Genomic DNA, 16,363 nt, shown 5'->3' on the forward strand with positions numbered 1-16,363 from the left:
TTTTCACCATTACAAAAAATTTTAATATTCTTCAACAAAAGAGTAAATAATATCAATGTTCTTTTTTAGTATTTTTTCAGCTTCTTCTTTGATATTTTCATCTAAGCAACTAATAGTTAAAGCTGGTTTTGAAATTTCTTCTAAGAATTTTGTTACATTTTTCTCTTTAAACAGAATTTCTTCATAATATCTTAAATTTGGAATTACATATAAAACTCCATCTAATGCATTGACTTCTCTTGAAGCATCTACTATTGTATCAATAGTTAAAGTCATAGTTCCAGAAGTTTTTGACACTTTTGCTTTTCTATATGTTTTTAATATTCCTACGTCACAATCTATGGATAATTGTAGAATTTTATTATATGTTTTATCAACTTTGTATATCTCTTCATCAAAAACTCCTTTAGGGTCTTCAATAACCACTTTTATAGGCCTAAATTTAGACAAAAATTCTGGGTCTAAACCACCAATTCCAGTTAAATCTATAACTAAATCAGGATTAATTTCATTCTTTAAAAATTTAAGCTTAAAATCCTTTAAATGTAAAAATTTTATATTGTCATTGTATGTTATAAATCTTTCTAAAAATTCATGTATATCTACAACATATACAATTTTTGAAGTTTCAGATAATTTTTGAGCTACATAATTTCCCCATAAATAAACTCCAAAAATAACAACTTCATTAAATGATTCTCCTTTTAAAAATTTTCTAATTGCATTGTATTTTTTTTTAGCTATTTCATTTATTATATCAATAACTTTTGTATCAGTCTCAACAGTTTTAACTGTTTCAGTTATCATATCTCAACACCCACTCTTCTTAAAGCATCTAAAATCTCATCTTTTATTTTCTCTTCAATTGGTTTTTTATGGATATGTGAAGGAGGTGAAATACTTGCAGTTAATATCCTTCCTTTACTATCTGCTATTATAAACAAAGCTCCTGAGCCAGGAGCTCCTAACCTTCCTCTTCCAATAAAAATATCTCCATCCTCAGTATCAATAGCTAAATAAATTTTTGTGAGAGCTGGAATCCTTGTTAAATCAGCTACATCAGTGGGAATATCTATCATTTTTATTTCAGCATTACAAACCTTCTCTAATATACTTTTTATTATATTAAATTTTTTTGTGTTGTTGGTTGCAACAACAATTTTTTTAGCTGACAATATTTTATTTTTTATATATTCTGTCTCTTCAATTTTATCTCCTTTTCTCTCCTTATTTATAGATTCTAAATAAGCTTTTTTTACTATCTCTTCCATAAATAACCCTTAATTATTTTCAATTATTGGCTTGAAACCAACATCTCCCCAACTATCTGATTTGTTAGTGTATAAACCAATTATTGAATAAGAGCCATTATTTACTTCAACATATAAGTTAGGGTCTCCATAATATATAGTTCCATTAAATGTTTTTGGTTTTAATTCTTTATAAGTTGGATTTGTATATTCATTTTCAACTTCTGTAGTAATGTTATTTACATCTTTTACAAATATCCAGTCAATTGATACTTTTGCCGTATAATTTGATAGAGTATTAATTGATATTGGATAACTGTCTGTTACATTAGTAGTTGTTCTAAATTCATGTAGGATATTATTGTCATTATTTTTAATTAGAAATTGAATTATATTATTATATCTTACAACATCATAAATATAAAATTCATTTAAATATAAATATCCATTATTTACCCAATTATCTCCCCAATAAGAAGTATCATTTCTCATATATAGCCATCTATTACTAGCATCCCATTTATAGCAATCCCACCCTACTCCTATATAATCACTAAGAGGTTTAAAAAATCCAACAGATTGAGCATGAATTGGGGTAAAATTCCCCCTAAATACTAATTCATATCCAGTAGAAAAATTATTTTTTGAATATACACTTGAACCAAGACCTTCGACAGTTAATATAGAATTGTTTATTTTATAATTACCGACAACATACCATTTGTTTAAATCTAAATCATTAAAATCATCAAATAAAATAAATGTTTCATAAGGATTTTGTTTATCTATAGTAGTTGTTGAATTATATAAAAGATATATCTCATTTCCATTGAACAATTGGTTTTTATTTGCCTTTACCCATATTAGTGAGACTTCATTATTTCCATATCTCCAAACTTGGACCCAGTAAGGTAGTAGGACATTATTAGCCCCTATAATCCTTATCTCTCTTGGAGATGAAGAGTTATACATATGGCTATAATTGAAATTTGAACTATTAAGAATTATACAAAAAGTATGATTTTTATTGTTATTTGGGAAGTTGTTAATGGTTATTACTCTATAATATTCCCAAGTATAGTAGAAGTTATTTAAGTATAAGTATGGGTCTGGAACTCTTGATAATTTTATATTTTTATTAATACTTACAGTAAAATCTTTGGAGATTATAACATTATTGAGGTTTTCTATAGGATACTCAAAGTTAGCTGTTAGTTTAACATTAACATATAAAGGATTATCAGTAGGTAAAATAGTGACATTTATATAATTAATTTTTATATTGTAATCTTTTGATAACTGGGTTAAAGATTTGTTTGTTTCATTTTTTATTAAACTTTCAATATAATTAACAGCTTCATCAGAATTATTAAAAAATTTTCTTTCATCCATTATCTTATAACTTGTATTGATAAATGCATCTAAAACTATCTTATCTATATCTCTCTTTAAGCTACTCTCTATATTGTCCATAACTAAAAAGTATTTTTTTAGCTTAATTTCATCTTGAACATTTTCAGTTTTATACTCTATCCCTTTAAAAAGAATAATGGTCGTTACAAATAATAGAAGGATTAGAATAACTGCATTCTGAGAGAAGTACATAAAACAATATCACCTATTCTTTATATATTTAACAATATAATCCTTCTTTTTTATAGCTTCATCTGCTGCTTTTTTTACCTTTTCTTTCATTTCTTCAAAATTGTCTGGTTTATTTTCTCCAACAACTTTTTTAACAGGTGTATATGCAGATTCTCTAAATTTAGGTGTTAAAGGAATTTTTTTATTTCCATCTATTAGATAACTCTTATCTCCTTTCTCAACATATCCTACTTCCTCAACCTTTATAACCTTTTTTATCTCATCTGCTGTCTTTTCATCACATATAATCATTAATGAACCTGTTGAAATACCAAGGGGGTCGATATTAAGCTCTTCCAACATTTTAAGAACTTTTTTGTTAATAGTATTATATACTTTCTCTTTATCAAAAACTAATGAGACCTTAGCAGTTTTAGAAATCTCAAAGGCATCTCCTCTTAATCCTCCATTAGTTATATCTGTTAATGTATTAATTTTATTTATTAGATTATTTTCTATTAACCTTTGGCAATCTAAAATAAAATCAACATTTAATGTTTCTTTTATAACATCAAAATAGCCATAATATATAGCTGTTGTTGTTATTGTTCCTCCTCCACTCCCTTCTGTCATTAAAATTATATCTCCTTCTTTTGCATTTCTTCTTGCTGTTGGTTTTCCTTCTTTTATTATACCTATTGCTCCAACAGCTGAAACCATTCTATCTCCAATAACCATATCTCCTCCAATCCTTAAAGTGCTTCCCCCTATTAGTGGAATTTTAGTTAATTCTGAAACAGCACAAATTCCAGCAGTAAAGTCAAATATTTTACCAACATCTCCATCATCAGCTAAATGTATATCACTTATTAAAGCTACTCCCTCAGCTCCCATGACATAAATATCTCTTAGAGCTGCTTTACTAACATGAAAACCTGCTAAAAAAGGAAAATCACTTAACCTTGAATGTGTTCCATCTATTGCAGAAACTATATATTTAGGATTATCTACTTTAACCACTCCTGCATCATCCTGCTCATCAGCTGAAACCTCAGCTTTCAACTTTGTACTTTTAATTATTCTTGCGATTTCCTTATGGACAAAAAAATCTCCTTCTCCTCTACTTCCAACTCCAAACATTCCCATTGTCACTCCAGAAGATGGATACTCCAAAAGATATTTTATTTCTTTATCATCTATCTCTCTAAATTTTTCAGAAATCTTAACCTCCTCTAAAATAGCTTTTATAAACTTTTTAGCAAATTCTTCATCAACTTCTTTGAACTCTAAGACTCTTTTAAAACCATCTTCTATAATCTTACTCTCTGGAATATTTTTTCTTAAGCATCTCCTAACATAGCCCTCTAAATCCATAAAAATCAACCTTTAAATATGTTTATACATTCTAATCCATTCTTTAATTTTTATATCTTTCTTAAATCCTAATGATTCATAAAATTTTATAGCATTAAAGTTTTCTTCACCAACCCATAACTCAACTATATCCCTTCCTCTCTTTTTAGCATATTCAATAGCTTTATCTATTAAAATTTTACCAAAACCTTTTTTTCTAAAATCTGGATGAATAAATATCTCATGAATTTCTGCTACTTTTTTATTCTCTACCTTGCTAACCCAATTACAATCAACAGCTAAAAAACCCACAATTCTATTTTTATATTCTAAAACAAAAAATCCTTCTTTATCTCTCTTTAATAACCAATTAAAGTACCACTTTGCCCACTTTTTAGTTTTATAGTAGTATTTGTCAAAACCTTCATAAGCTTTAAAGTATAACTCTAAAAAATATTTTAAATCATTCTCATCAACATTTCTAATTTTAATATCCTTTGTTATTTCAAAAATTTTTTTAGCTACTTCATAACATCTAAAAAAGTCATCTAATGTATTTTTTAATGAAGAAAGTTTTTTAACTTTAACATAAAAAGAACTATCTTTAATATATGCAAAATCAGTATTATCTACTTCTAAACATTTTAAAATTTTTTTATCTTCTTTTAAATTTAAAATAAATTCAATATTCATAAAAATCAATTTATCTAATTTTATAAATATAATCTTCTAAAATAAAAAATGATGCGCCGGCCGGGATTTGAACCCGGGTCGCTGGCTTGGAAGGCCAGAGTGATACCAGGCTACACCACCGGCGCTCTTTCAAAATGGTGCGGCCTCCGGGATTTGAACCCGGGGTCCGGGCGTGGCAGGCCCGTGTGTTACCAGGCTACACCAAGGCCGCACCGAACACTCAATATAATTAGAGAAAGAGGTATATAAACTTTTCTGTTGTGAATTATTATGACACAAAATTACACAAAACCGAAAAATTTATATAGAACTACTACAACATATATATACCGAAGTAAGAGACAAAAAGTAAGAAAGGTGATAGGGAATGGCAATGGCAGGAGCACCAATTGTAGTATTACCACAAAACGTTAAAAGATACGTTGGAAGAGATGCTCAAAGAATGAACATATTAGCAGGAAGAATAATTGCTGAAACAGTTAGAACAACCTTAGGTCCAAAAGGAATGGACAAAATGTTAGTTGATGAATTAGGAGACATTATAGTTACAAATGATGGGGTTACAATATTAAAAGAAATGAGTGTTGAACACCCAGCTGCTAAAATGTTAATAGAAGTTGCTAAAACCCAAGAAAAAGAAGTTGGAGATGGAACTACAACAGCAGTTGTTATTGCAGGAGAATTATTGAAAAAAGCTGAAGAATTATTAGACCAAAACATACACCCAACAGTTATAATAAATGGATATGAATTAGCAAGAGCTAAAGCAATTGAAGAAGTCAAAAATATAGCAAAAGATGTCAAGCCAGATGACAAAGAAATGTTAAAGAAAATTGCAATGACCTCAATAACAGGAAAAGGAGCTGAAAAAGCAAGAGGACACTTAGCTGATATTGTTGTTGAAGCTGTTACCTCTGTTGTTGATGAAGAAACTGGAAAAGTTGATAAAGACTTAATAAAAGTTGAAAAAAAAGAAGGAGCTCCAATTGAAGAAACAACCTTAATCAGAGGAGTTGTTATAGACAAAGAAAGAGTCCATCCAGAAATGCCTAAAAAAGTTGAAAATGCAAAAATTGCATTATTAAACTGCCCAATTGAAGTTAAAGAAACAGAAACAGATGCAGAAATAAGAATTACAGACCCAGCTAAATTAATGGAGTTCATTGAACAAGAAGAAAAAATGATTAAAGACATGGTTGAAAAAATAGCAGCTACAGGAGCTAATGTTGTCTTCTGTCAAAAAGGAATTGATGACTTAGCACAATACTACTTAGCTAAAAAAGGAATCTTAGCTGTTAGAAGAGTCAAAAAATCAGATATGGAAAAATTAGCTAAAGCAACAGGTGCAAGAATTGTTACAAAAGTTGATGACTTAACAGCTGAAGATTTAGGAGAAGCTGGATTAGTTGAAGAGAGAAAAGTTGCTGGAGATGCAATGATATTTGTTGAAGAATGCAAACATCCAAAAGCAGTAACAATATTAGTAAGAGGTTCAACTGAACATGTTGTTGAAGAAGTTGCAAGAGCTATAGATGATGCAATTGGAGTAGTTAAATGTGCATTAGAAGAAGGAAAAGTAGTTGCTGGTGGAGGAGCTACTGAAGTAGAATTAGCTAAAAGATTAAGAAAATATGCTGAAACAGTTGCTGGAAAAGAACAATTAGCAGTTAAAGCATTTGCAGATGCATTAGAAGTAATTCCAAGAACATTAGCTGAAAACTCAGGATTAGACCCAATTGACATGTTAGTTAAATTAAGAGCTAAACATGAAGAAGAAAATGGAGAAAACTATGGATTAGATGTCTTTGAAGGAGAAGTTGTAGATATGTTAGAGAGAGGAGTAGTTGAACCATTAAAAGTCAAAACACATGCAATTGACTCTGCAACAGAAGCATCTGTAATGTTGTTAAGAATTGATGATGTTATAGCAGCTGAGAAATCAAGTAAAGGAGAAGACAAAGGAGGAGACATGGGAGATATGGGAGGAGATGAATTCTAACTCCTCCCAATAACTTTTTTATTAAAGCATATATCCACTTAATTAAATATTTGGATAATCATTATATAATAAATTTTTATTATTTATTGATTTGACTTTATAGATAATAACTTATCCAAAACTATTTTTAAATCTGTTTTCTTTGTTATATCATTCTCTTTTTCTAACAACTCTCTAATTTTTTTTTCTAAATCATCAAAGTCATTAGCTGATAAAATTAACTCTTTAATATATTCAATATTAGATACATAAGGTAACACTTCATATAAAAATAATTCAAGTTCTCTTTTTTGGTTCATATCTATCCCTTATAGCAAGTTCTCTAACAATTTTTGTTATATCTCTCTCCAACTTATCAATTCTTGCATACAACTTATAAACTAAATAAAACAATAGTGCTAATGATAAATATGTTATTGCATCAACTCCTCTACCAACTCCTAAAAACTCTGCTATATATCCTGTAAGTTGAGGATATATTAAAAATACAACTGCCAAAATCCAAATAAATCCCCACAATATTCCTTCAAATAAAGATATTTGTCTATTTTTTGTTTTTAGATAAATACTATAAAGGACTATAATTGAAATCAGTATTCCTAAAATTTGAATAACTGTCATCATTTTTTCACAGCTTTAATTATTGTAATAGGATTTTTAGCTAAGAACATATGTCCAGAGCTTATTTTTTTTGAATAAGATATAGAAGCATTAACAGCAGAGACATTGTAGTTATTCTCCTCTAAAAAATTTAGAATTTTTAAAGCACTCTCTAACAATATTGTATTAGCAACAATAATCTCAATTTTTTTGTTAGTTAAAATTTTTAAAATTTTATCAATATTTTTTGTTCCACCTATAAATGCCTTATTGAAGTTTAAAGTATTTAAAACATCTTCTGCATTTCCATAAATAACTTCACAGTTGTTAATATTAAATTTTTCTAAATTTTTTTTAGTTAGATTTATAGCTTTTAAGTTGTTATCTATTGCATATACATATTTACATCTTTTTGCAATATCAACAGTCATTCCTCCACTACCACATCCAATATCTACAACAACATCATTTTTATCTAACTCTAATTTATATACACTTATTGCTCTAATTTCTTCTTTTGTTATAGGAATGTCTTTTTCTCTAAAAAATTGTGAATCATCCATTTTACCATCTTTAAATAGTTAAGTATATATAATTAATTATTTAATATTATATTATAATTAAAAATTATTATGTACTACATTAAAGGTGGTTTTATATGGTTTCGTTTGATAAAGACAAGATGTTAAATCCATCCATTATTGGTGGAATTGTTGGTGGTGTTTTAGGTGTTTTTTGTTGTTTAAGTTTGGTTATTGGTGGAGTAGTAGCAGCTTATCAGTATATAAAAAATGGAGGAATATTAGATTATGAAAATTGTGGGTTAGTTGGAGCTATAGCTGGAGTAATTGGTGGAGTTATTGGAAGTATATTAAACTATATCTTTATTGTTATACTAAATCTTGGCAGTTTGGGAATATTCCATGGAGCTGTTTTAGGAGGAATGTTTATATTCTCATTAATATTCTCTATAATCTTTGGAGCTATCTTAGGGGCTATTGGTGGAGTATTGTATGCCTTTATTAAGTCAAGATAATCTACATAAGTCATATATTATTTTTTTAGTATTCTATCTTTTATTTTATATTGGAATATTTTTAGCTCCTTTTATGATGAATATTAACCCAGATATTGGATTGTTGATATATGCAATATACAAACCAATATGCCATCAACTCCCTGAAAGAAGTTTTTTTATATTTGGACATAAAATGGCTGTATGTGCAAGATGTTTTGGTATATATACAGGAGTACTATTTTCTTCAATAGTTTATCCTATTGTTAAGAGGTTAGATGATTTCAATATTCCTGATAAAAAGTATCTTATTCTCTCTTTACTACCTATGGCAATAGATGGAGGAACTCAACTAATTGGTCTAAGAGAAAGCTTTAATATTTTAAGATTTATAACTGGGTTTTTAGCAGGCTCAGTTGTAGTATTTTATATATATCCAATTTTTTTAAAGATATTAAATAAAAAAATAATGAGGAAATAGCATGATTTTAGTTACTGGTGGTGCTGGATTTATTGGGAGTCATATAGTTGATTTATTAGTTGAAGAAGGTTATGATGTTGTTATTATAGATAATCTAAAAACAGGAAATAAAAATAACATAAACCCAAAGGCAGAATTTGTAAATGTAGATATAAGAGATAAAAATTTAGACAAAAAAATTAATTTTAAAGATATTGATACAATTATTCATCAAGCTGCTCAAATAAATGTAAGGAACTCAGTTGAAAATCCTATTTATGATGGGGATGTAAATATTTTGGGTACTTTAAATTTGTTAGAGAATATGAGAAAGTATGATATAGATAAAATAATTTATTCTTCTTCAGTTGCAATTTATGGAGACATTAAATATCTTCCAGTTGATGAAAATCATCCTATAAATCCACTATCTCCTTATGGATTAAGCAAGTATGTTGGTGAAGAGTATATTAAATTATATAATAGATTATATGGAATTGAATATGCTATTTTAAGATACTCTAATGTATATGGGAAAAGGCAAGACCCAAAAGGAGAGGCAGGAGTTATATCTATCTTTATTGAAAAAATGTTAAAAAATGAGAGTCCTACAATCTTTGGAGATGGAAACCAAACAAGGGATTTTGTTTATGTGAAAGATGTTGCAAGAGCAAATTTATTAGCATTAGATTGGAAAAATGAAACTGTCAATATAGGAACTGGAAAAGAGACATCAATAAATGAGTTATTTAAAATTATTGCTAATGAATTAAATTTTAAAAAAAGTCCTATCTATGATAAACCAAGAGAAGGAGAAGTTTATAGAATATATTTAAATATTGAAAAAGCTAAAAAATTGAACTGGGAGCCAGAAACTACACTAAATGAAGGGATTAAAAAAGTCATAGATTGGTTTAAATGCAAATATTTAAAATAATGGATTATAGAAAAGTTTATATACAAGTTATACATATTTTATAGGATGCATTTCCATAATAAATATTTAATGAAATAATGTTCATAATATATCTACTATTTTTGCTCTTTTTATAACTATTTTGTTGAGGGATGATATTGAAAGTTACAGAACATATCTTAGTTCCTAAACATGAAATAGTTCCAAAAGAAGAAGTAGAAGAGATTTTAAAGAAGTTTAATATTAAACTACAACAACTACCTAAGATATTTGAAGATGACCCTGTAATAAAGGAAATTGGGGCTAAGGAAGGAGATGTTATTAGAATTATAAGAAAAAGTCCAACTGCTGGAGAGTTTGTAGCTTATAGATTAGTTATAAAAAGAATTATCTAAAAATTTTGGTGGATATCCATGAAAAGTTTAGTTAAAAGCTATTTTGATAACCATAAATTGAATGAGCACCAAATAGAGTCATATAATGATTTTATTGAGAATAGATTACAAAAAATAATTAATGAATTTGGATATATAGATACTGATATAAAGAACTATAAGATTAAATTAGGTAAAATTAGGGTTGGACAGCCAATAATTAAAGAAGCTGATGGTTCAGTTAGAAAAATAACTCCTATGGAGGCAAGAATTAGAGATTTAACATATTCAGCTCCAATATATTTAGAATTAATTGGAATTGAAGAAGAGAACGGAGAAGAGAAAGTTATTGAGACAATTGAGGTTTATATTGGGGAGCTACCTGTTATGTTAGGTTCTAAAATTTGCATACTACATGGAAAATCTGAAGAGGAGTTAATAGAATTAGGAGAAGACCCAAAAGACCCATTTGGCTATTTTATAATAAATGGAACTGAAAGAGTTCTAATAACTCAGGAAGATTTAATACCAAATAGAATAATTTGTGAATTTACAGAAAAGAATAATAAAGAAATTGCATTATCAAAAGTATTCTCTGTTAGACATGGATTTAGAGCTTTATGTACTGTTGAAAGACATCCAGATGGATTGTTGTATGTAACTGGTCCAGGATTATCTGGAAATGTCCCATTGGTTGTAGTAATGAGAGCACTTGGAGCTGAAACAGATAAAGATATTATTGAAGCTGTAAATGACCCAAGATTTGCAGTTGAAATATTATTAAATATCCAAGAGATTAGAGAAGAGTTTGGAGTAAATACTCAAGAAGATGCATTAGAATATATTGGTAAAAGAATAGCTCCAAATCAATCAAAAGAATACAGAATAAGAAAAGCTAAGAGTGTATTAATGAATAACTTCTTACCTCACTTAGGTGTTAGAGAAGAAGATTTTATTAAGAAAATTAAGTTCCTTGGAATAATGACAAGAAACACATTAGAGTTGTATTTTGGATATAGAGGGGAAGATGACAAAGACCATTATGCATTTAAGAGAGCTAAATTAGCAGGAGATTTATTAGAGGAGTTATTTAGAAGTGCATTTTCCCAATTAACTAAGGATATAAAATATCAGCTAAGTAAGCAAACACTAAGAAATAAAAAACCATCTATAAAAGCAGCTGTAAGAAGTGACATAATAACTGATAGAATTAAGCATGCAATGGCTACTGGAACATGGGTAACTGGAAAGACTGGAGTTAGTCAGTTGTTAGATAGAACAAGTTATTTGGCTACAAACTCTCAATTAAGAAGAATTGTCTCACCACTTTCAAGAAGTCAGCCACACTTTGAAGCAAGAGAACTACATGGAACTCACTGGGGAAAAATATGTCCATCTGAAACTCCAGAAGGACAAAATTGTGGATTAGTTAAGAACTTTGCACTGATGGCTAAAATCACAAGAGATGAAGATGATAATGTTGTTATAGAATTCTTAAAGAAATTTGGAATTAAAGAATTTAATATTTAAATTAAATATTTAAAGGGATTATTATGGAAGTTAATATCTATGTAAATGGTAAATTAGTAGGTACAACAGATAAGCCAGAAGAATTGGTTAAAGAGGTTAGAGAAAAAAGAAGAAAAGGGGAACTACCTAAATATACAACTGTTGTCTATTATGAAGATAGTAAAGATATCCATATTAATACTGATGCAGGAAGGATAGTTAGACCTTTAATTGTTGTAGAGAATGGGAAACCAAAATTAACAGAGGAGCATATTGAAAAATTAAAGAAAAGAGAAATTACATTTGATGATTTAGTTAAAGAAGGAGTTATAGAATATTTAGATGCAGAAGAGGAGGAAAATGCATTTATTGCTGTCTCCCCAGAAGAAGTAACTGAGAAACACACCCATCTTGAATTAGACCCATTAACTATTTTAGGTATTGGAGCTGGAATAGCTCCTTATCCAGAGCATAACGCTGCTCCAAGAATTACAATGGCTGCTGCAATGGGAAAACAGTCCTTAGGATTTCCAATGAGTAATATAAAATGGAGAGTAGATACAAGAGGACATTATCTTCACTATCCACAAATTCCAATAGTCAAAACTTTACACCAAGATATATTAGGATTTGATGAAAGACCAGCAGGACAGAACTTTGTTGTTGCTATTATGAGCTATGAAGGATTCAACATGGAGGATGCAATTGTCTTTAACAAATCTGCAATTGATAGAGGATTGGCAAGAAGTACCTTTTTTAGGACTTATGATGCATGTGAAAGAAGATATTTAGGAGGACAAATGGATAAGATAGAGATTCCAGATAAAGGAGTTAGAGGTTATAGAAAAGAAGAGGATTATAAAAATTTAGAAGAGGATGGAATAGCTGCTGTTGAAAGTAAAGTTAAAGGAGGAGATGTAATAATTGGAAAAACATCCCCACCAAGATTCTTAGAAGAGTTTGAAATGACTATGCAAGTAAAACCACAAAGGAGAGATTCCTCAGTAGTTGTTAGACATGGAGAAGGAGGATATATTGATAAAGTATATTTAACTGAAACAAAAGAAGGAAATAAGTTAGTTAAAGTTAAGGTTAGAGATTTAAGAGTTCCTGAATTGGGGGACAAGTTTGCATCAAGACATGGACAGAAGGGAGTTATTGGATTATTAGTTAATCAGGAAGATATGCCATTTACTGAAAGTGGAATTATCCCAGATATTATAATTAATCCTCATGGTATTCCATCAAGGATGACTGTTGGGCAATTATTAGAGATGCTTGGAGGTAAAGTGGGAGCTTTAGAAGGTAGAAGAATAGATGGAACTATATTCAGTGGGGAAGAGGAATATACATTAAGAGAAGCATTAGAAAAATTAGGATTTAAGCATACTGGAAGGGAAACACTATATGATGGAAAAACTGGGAAAAAGTATGAAGTTGATATTTACATGGGAGTTATCTACTATCAAAAACTCCACCATATGGTAGCTGGAAAGATACATGCAAGAAGTAGAGGACCAATACAACTATTAACAAGACAACCAACAGAGGGAAGAGCAAGAGAAGGAGGTTTAAGATTTGGAGAAATGGAGAGAGATGTCTTAATAGGACATGGAGCAGCAATGCTATTAAAAGAGAGGTTAATGGATGAGTCAGACCCATATGATATCTGTGTCTGTGAGCAATGTGGAGACTTTGCTATCTTAGATTACAGAAGAGGATTAAAATACTGTCCAATTTGCAATGAAGTGGAAGATTTATTTACATCTGAAAAGATTCCTTTCATTAGAATTCCTTATGCTTTCAAGTTGTTATTGGATGAATTAAAGAGTATGTGCATCTTACCAAGATTAAGAGTTGGAGATAAAGTAGAATTAAAAGATTTTAAAGAAGAAGGTGAAAATGAATGATTCTTGAAAATTTAAAAAAATATGCAGTCAATAAAGAACTAAAAGAGATTACCTTTGGACTGTTATCTCCAGAGTATATTAGAAAAATGTCAGTAGCAAAAATTGTAACAGCAGACACTTATGATGAAGATGGTTATCCTATTGAAGGAGGTTTAATGGATTTAAGGTTAGGAGTTATAGACCCTGGATTAGTTTGTAAGACATGTGGAGGAAGAGTTGGAGAATGTCCTGGACATTTTGGACATATTGAATTAGCTAAGCCAGTTATTCATGTTGGATATGCAAAAACTATTTACAAAATTTTAAAAGCTGTATGTCCATACTGTGGAAGAGTAACACTTCCAGAAACAAAGAGAAAAGAGTTCTTAGAAAAGATGGAGTTATTAGAGACAGAAGGAGGTAACAAGTGGGAAATTTGTGAAGAAATATTTAAAGAAGCTGCAAAAATTGCAATTTGTCCATACTGTGGAGAGGTAAAGTTTGATGTAAAATTTGAGAGACCATATACATACTATAAAATTGAGGAAAATGAACAAAAGAAATTAACTCCTGAGGATGTAAGAGAAATTTTAGAAAAAATTCCTGATGAAGATTGTCCTTTAATTGGGATTAATCCAAAAACAACACGTCCAGAGTGGATGGTTTTAACAGTTCTTCCTGTTCCTCCTGTAACTATGAGACCCTCTATTATCTTAGAAACAGGAGAAAGAAGTGAAGATGATTTAACACACAAATTAGTAGATATTATAAGAACTAACAATAAAGTAGAGATGTGTATTGAGACAGGTTCTCCAAATGTAATTTTAGATGACCAGTGGGACCTCTTACAGTATCATGTTGCTACATACTTTGATAATGAACTATCAGGAATGCCACCAGCTAAACATAGAAGTGGAAGACCTCTAAAAACTTTGGCACAAAGATTAAAAGGTAAAGAGGGAAGATTTAGATATAACTTAGCTGGAAAAAGAGTTAATTTCTCTGCAAGAACTGTTATATCCCCAGACCCATGTTTAAGTATAAATGAAGTTGGAGTTCCAGAGGAGATAGCCAAAGAATTAACTGTTCCAGAAAAAGTAACAAAATACAATATAGAAAAAATTAGACAACTAATATTAAATGGCCCTCATAAACATCCAGGTGCAAACTATATAATTGTTAAAAAGAGAGGTAGAGATGGCTCATACAGTGAATATAAGATTAAATTAGAAAATGAAAATATAAGAAAATACTGGGCAGAGAATATAAAAGAGGGGGATATAGTAGAGAGACATTTAATGGATGGAGATATAGTATTATACAATAGACAGCCATCATTACACAGAATGTCTATAATGGGTCATAGAGTTAGAGTTCTGCCATATAGAACATTTAGGCATAATTTATGTGTTTGCCCACCCTACAACGCGGACTTTGACGGAGATGAAATGAATTTACACGTTCCACAAACAGAGGAAGCAAGAGCAGAAGCAGAATCTTTAATGTTAGTTGAAAAACACATTCTTTCTCCAAGATATGGAGGTCCAATAATTGGGGCAATTCATGACCACATTTCAGGAGCATATATACTAACATCAAAATACTTCACAAAGGATGAAGCAACCTTAATTTTAAGAGCTGGAAATATCAAAGATGAATTAGAAGAACCAGATAAAGTAGAGAATGGAGTTGAACTATATTCTGGAAAAAGATTATTTAGCAAAGCACTACCAAAAGGACTAAATATAAGATTTAAGGCAAGAATTTGTAGAAAATGTAAAGAATGTAAGAAAGAAGAATGTGAATATGATGCCTATGTTGTCATTAAAGATGGTGAGTTAATAAAAGGAGTTATTGATAAGAGTGGTTATGGAGCAGAGTCAGGGATATTACTACATGCTATTGTTAAAGAATTTGGATATGAAGCAGGAAGAAGGTTTTTAGATTCTGTAACTAAGATGGTTATAAGAACTTTAATGTTAAGAGGATTCTCTACTGGTATAGATGATGAAGACGTACCTAAAGAGGCATTAGAGGAGATAGAGAAAGTTTTAGATGAAGCTGAGAAAAAAGTAGAAGAAATTATTGAGAAATACAAAAGAGGGGAATTAGAACTTCTCCCAGGACAGGACTTAGAGCAATCAAGAGAGACATATATTAAAAACATTTTAAGAGAAGCAAGGGATAAAGCAGGGGAGATAGCAGAGAGATATTTAGGAATGGATAACCAAGCTGTTATTATGGCAAGAACTGGGGCAAGAGGTAACATATTAAACTTAACACAAATGGCTGCATGTGTTGGACAGCAATCTGTTAGAGGAGAAAGAATATTTAGAGGTTATAGAGATAGAGTTTTACCACACTTTGAAAAAGGTGATTTAGGAGCAAGAGCTCATGGATTTGTTAGAAGTAGTTATAAAAAAGGATTATCTCCAACAGAATTCTTCTTCCATGCTATTGGAGGTAGAGAAGGATTAGTTGACCAAGCAGTTAGAACTGCTCAATCTGGATATATGCAAAGAAGATTAATTAATGCACTTCAAGATTTAAAGACAGAGTTTGATGGAACTGTTAGAGATTCAAGAGGAGTTATGATTCAATTTAAATATGGAGAAGATGGAGTAGACCCAATGCTCACAGATAGAGGAAAAACAGTAGATATAGATAGAATCATAGACAAAATTAAAATGAAATACTCCAACTAAATTTCTTAATTTTTCT

16 protein-coding genes and 2 tRNA genes are annotated in these 16,363 nt (G+C 29.8%); 8 read left to right on the forward strand and 10 right to left on the reverse strand.

The window, feature by feature from the left end; all coding sequences use genetic code 11:
* Positions 1-21: 21 nt before the first annotated feature.
* The 7 genes from ACPB8Q_RS01995 to ACPB8Q_RS02025 form a co-directional block, all read right to left on the reverse strand.
* A complete protein-coding gene (locus ACPB8Q_RS01995) occupies positions 22-807 on the reverse strand; it encodes an SAM-dependent methyltransferase HcgC family protein (RefSeq protein ID WP_423793001.1) in 786 nt (261 codons plus the stop codon).
* Positions 804-1,271, reverse strand: coding sequence for a FeGP cofactor biosynthesis guanylyltransferase HcgB family protein (locus ACPB8Q_RS02000; RefSeq protein ID WP_423793002.1), 468 nt, complete (start codon positions 1,269-1,271; stop codon positions 804-806). Before ACPB8Q_RS02000 ends, ACPB8Q_RS01995 begins: the two co-directional genes overlap by 4 nt.
* A gap of 9 nt (positions 1,272-1,280) precedes the next feature.
* Positions 1,281-2,855, reverse strand: a complete 1,575-nt coding sequence (locus ACPB8Q_RS02005) for a DUF2341 domain-containing protein (protein ID WP_423793004.1) — start codon at positions 2,853-2,855, stop codon at positions 1,281-1,283.
* A 9-nt stretch (positions 2,856-2,864) separates the two neighbouring features.
* A complete protein-coding gene (locus ACPB8Q_RS02010; protein ID WP_423793005.1) occupies positions 2,865-4,208 on the reverse strand; it encodes an AIR synthase-related protein in 1,344 nt (447 codons plus the stop codon).
* A gap of 12 nt (positions 4,209-4,220) precedes the next feature.
* Entirely contained in the window at positions 4,221-4,880 is a 660-nt protein-coding gene (locus ACPB8Q_RS02015; protein ID WP_423793007.1) for a KEOPS complex subunit Pcc1, read from the reverse strand.
* A gap of 52 nt (positions 4,881-4,932) precedes the next feature.
* Positions 4,933-5,005: transfer RNA gene (locus tag ACPB8Q_RS02020), tRNA-Gly, on the reverse strand.
* Positions 5,006-5,015: 10 nt separating this feature from the next.
* Positions 5,016-5,091 (reverse strand) — tRNA-Gly (locus tag ACPB8Q_RS02025).
* A 156-nt stretch (positions 5,092-5,247) separates the two neighbouring features.
* Here ACPB8Q_RS02025 and thsA point away from each other — a divergent pair.
* The gene (gene thsA, locus ACPB8Q_RS02030) at positions 5,248-6,879 is read left to right on the forward strand and encodes a thermosome subunit alpha (RefSeq protein ID WP_423793008.1); all 1,632 of its coding nucleotides are present in this window, start codon (positions 5,248-5,250) and stop codon (positions 6,877-6,879) included.
* 83 nt (positions 6,880-6,962) lie between these two features.
* On the opposite strand, the gene ACPB8Q_RS02035 is transcribed toward thsA, so the two are convergent.
* Genes ACPB8Q_RS02035 through cbiT form a run of 3 tightly spaced genes read right to left on the reverse strand, consistent with a single transcriptional unit; the run spans position 6,963 to position 8,042 of the window.
* Complete coding sequence (locus tag ACPB8Q_RS02035; protein WP_423793009.1) at positions 6,963-7,178, reverse strand: hypothetical protein; 216 nt, start codon at positions 7,176-7,178, stop codon at positions 6,963-6,965.
* The gene (locus ACPB8Q_RS02040; RefSeq protein ID WP_423793010.1) at positions 7,156-7,503 is read right to left on the reverse strand and encodes a DUF2304 domain-containing protein; all 348 of its coding nucleotides are present in this window, start codon (positions 7,501-7,503) and stop codon (positions 7,156-7,158) included. The genes ACPB8Q_RS02035 and ACPB8Q_RS02040 overlap by 23 nt, the downstream gene beginning before the upstream one ends.
* Positions 7,500-8,042, reverse strand: a complete 543-nt coding sequence (cbiT, locus tag ACPB8Q_RS02045; RefSeq protein ID WP_423793011.1) for a bifunctional cobalt-precorrin-7 (C(5))-methyltransferase/cobalt-precorrin-6B (C(15))-methyltransferase — start codon at positions 8,040-8,042, stop codon at positions 7,500-7,502. Before cbiT ends, ACPB8Q_RS02040 begins: the two co-directional genes overlap by 4 nt.
* Positions 8,043-8,137: 95 nt before the next feature.
* Between cbiT and ACPB8Q_RS02050 the strand changes: the two genes are divergently transcribed.
* The 7 genes from ACPB8Q_RS02050 (at position 8,138) to ACPB8Q_RS02080 (ending at position 16,347) form a co-directional block, all read left to right on the forward strand.
* Positions 8,138-8,515 carry a hypothetical protein gene (locus tag ACPB8Q_RS02050; RefSeq protein ID WP_423793012.1) on the forward strand — a complete coding sequence of 126 codons (378 nt, stop codon included), beginning with the start codon at positions 8,138-8,140 and terminating at the stop codon, positions 8,513-8,515.
* Positions 8,493-8,975, forward strand: a complete 483-nt coding sequence (locus ACPB8Q_RS02055; protein WP_423793013.1) for a DUF2085 domain-containing protein — start codon at positions 8,493-8,495, stop codon at positions 8,973-8,975. Before ACPB8Q_RS02050 ends, ACPB8Q_RS02055 begins: the two co-directional genes overlap by 23 nt.
* Position 8,976: 1 nt before the next feature.
* Positions 8,977-9,891: an SDR family oxidoreductase gene (locus tag ACPB8Q_RS02060; protein ID WP_423793014.1), complete on the forward strand. Its 915-nt coding sequence runs from the start codon at positions 8,977-8,979 to the stop codon at positions 9,889-9,891.
* Between the two features lie 137 nt (positions 9,892-10,028).
* Positions 10,029-10,265, forward strand: coding sequence for a DNA-directed RNA polymerase subunit H (locus ACPB8Q_RS02065; RefSeq protein WP_423793392.1), 237 nt, complete (start codon positions 10,029-10,031; stop codon positions 10,263-10,265).
* An 18-nt stretch (positions 10,266-10,283) separates the two neighbouring features.
* A complete protein-coding gene (locus ACPB8Q_RS02070; RefSeq protein WP_423793015.1) occupies positions 10,284-11,774 on the forward strand; it encodes a DNA-directed RNA polymerase subunit B'' in 1,491 nt (496 codons plus the stop codon).
* A 23-nt stretch (positions 11,775-11,797) separates the two neighbouring features.
* A complete protein-coding gene (gene rpoB / locus ACPB8Q_RS02075; protein WP_423793017.1) occupies positions 11,798-13,663 on the forward strand; it encodes a DNA-directed RNA polymerase subunit B' in 1,866 nt (621 codons plus the stop codon).
* On the forward strand, positions 13,660-16,347 hold the full coding sequence (locus ACPB8Q_RS02080) for a DNA-directed RNA polymerase subunit A' (RefSeq protein WP_423793018.1): 2,688 nt from the start codon (positions 13,660-13,662) through the stop codon (positions 16,345-16,347). The genes rpoB and ACPB8Q_RS02080 overlap by 4 nt, the downstream gene beginning before the upstream one ends.
* Positions 16,348-16,363: the final 16 nt, after the last annotated feature.

The sequence above is a fragment of the Methanocaldococcus indicus genome (genome assembly GCF_049554935.1).
Taxonomy (GTDB): domain Archaea; phylum AGJL01; class Methanococci; order Methanococcales; family Methanocaldococcaceae; genus Methanocaldococcus; species Methanocaldococcus indicus.

Coding starts and splice junctions, on each gene's coding strand:
- ACPB8Q_RS01995 (WP_423793001.1), bottom strand. CDS start 807: ATGATAACTGAAACAGTTAAAACTGTTGAGACTGATACAAAAGTTATT.
- ACPB8Q_RS02000 (WP_423793002.1), bottom strand. CDS start 1,271: ATGGAAGAGATAGTAAAAAAAGCTTATTTAGAATCTATAAATAAGGAG.
- ACPB8Q_RS02005 (WP_423793004.1), bottom strand. CDS start 2,855: ATGTACTTCTCTCAGAATGCAGTTATTCTAATCCTTCTATTATTTGTA.
- ACPB8Q_RS02010 (WP_423793005.1), bottom strand. CDS start 4,208: ATGGATTTAGAGGGCTATGTTAGGAGATGCTTAAGAAAAAATATTCCA.
- ACPB8Q_RS02015 (WP_423793007.1), bottom strand. CDS start 4,880: ATGAATATTGAATTTATTTTAAATTTAAAAGAAGATAAAAAAATTTTA.
- thsA (WP_423793008.1), top strand. CDS start 5,248: ATGGCAATGGCAGGAGCACCAATTGTAGTATTACCACAAAACGTTAAA.
- ACPB8Q_RS02035 (WP_423793009.1), bottom strand. CDS start 7,178: ATGAACCAAAAAAGAGAACTTGAATTATTTTTATATGAAGTGTTACCT.
- ACPB8Q_RS02040 (WP_423793010.1), bottom strand. CDS start 7,503: ATGATGACAGTTATTCAAATTTTAGGAATACTGATTTCAATTATAGTC.
- cbiT (WP_423793011.1), bottom strand. CDS start 8,042: ATGGATGATTCACAATTTTTTAGAGAAAAAGACATTCCTATAACAAAA.
- ACPB8Q_RS02050 (WP_423793012.1), top strand. CDS start 8,138: ATGGTTTCGTTTGATAAAGACAAGATGTTAAATCCATCCATTATTGGT.
- ACPB8Q_RS02055 (WP_423793013.1), top strand. CDS start 8,493: ATGCCTTTATTAAGTCAAGATAATCTACATAAGTCATATATTATTTTT.
- ACPB8Q_RS02060 (WP_423793014.1), top strand. CDS start 8,977: ATGATTTTAGTTACTGGTGGTGCTGGATTTATTGGGAGTCATATAGTT.
- ACPB8Q_RS02070 (WP_423793015.1), top strand. CDS start 10,284: ATGAAAAGTTTAGTTAAAAGCTATTTTGATAACCATAAATTGAATGAG.
- rpoB (WP_423793017.1), top strand. CDS start 11,798: ATGGAAGTTAATATCTATGTAAATGGTAAATTAGTAGGTACAACAGAT.
- ACPB8Q_RS02080 (WP_423793018.1), top strand. CDS start 13,660: ATGATTCTTGAAAATTTAAAAAAATATGCAGTCAATAAAGAACTAAAA.